At 62.3% G+C, this 642-nt stretch carries 1 protein-coding gene; it reads right to left on the minus strand.

Annotated features, from left to right (window positions below; translation table 11 throughout):
• Nucleotides 1-426: transposase (locus tag HIJ39_RS23285; protein WP_207711901.1), on the minus strand; the 426-nt coding region annotated here is incomplete at its 3' end.
• Nucleotides 427-642 lie beyond the last annotated feature (216 nt).

The raw sequence follows: 642 nt of genomic DNA on the forward strand, positions 1-642 counted from the left end.
CTTGAGACGACGGCCCGACGGCCGTCGCCACGCCCCCACCCGGGGGTGGGCCTCGGGATACAGCCGCCGCAAAAAGCCATAAAGGGTCCCGATGGCCGGGATCGCTTCGGGGGTTTCCCAGCCACAGAGCTGGGCTAACAAGGGCATCTGCCGGACTTGGCGCAGCCCATCGACGAGGCTCGCGACCTCCCGCACCGTCATCAAGCCGAGGAAGCGCAAGAGCCCGGCCGGATCGGCCGCCGGGCGGCCGCGGCCCCGGGCATACCGATCCTGCAAGTGCTCAACCAGGCGGTCAATGTCGGCGTCGCGACTCCAGGCCAGCTCCTTCGTCCAGGCGGTAGGATCGCCCCACTCTGCGCGCCAGGCGGCTTGGATACGGGCCACCATCGTCCGGATGGCGTCATTGGTGATACCGGGTCGTAACATGGTTCAGCATCCCTTTCTCGGACATTAACTGTCATAAAATGTCAGTCATCCGAGTTTCGGGATGCGCCGCCGAAAGTCAAGTATTTGCAGCGAATTAGGGAAAAGAATTGGGGCCCGGATCTCGTTTGGAAGGTTTTGGTGTTACAAAGCTGCCCTGATGGGCGGCCTGAAGTGCGCTCCTGGTCTGGGTTTGCGACTTTATGAAAACTCTCCTAG

The organism is Sulfobacillus harzensis, from assembly GCF_012933365.1.
Taxonomy (GTDB): domain Bacteria; phylum Bacillota; class Sulfobacillia; order Sulfobacillales; family Sulfobacillaceae; genus Sulfobacillus_B; species Sulfobacillus_B harzensis.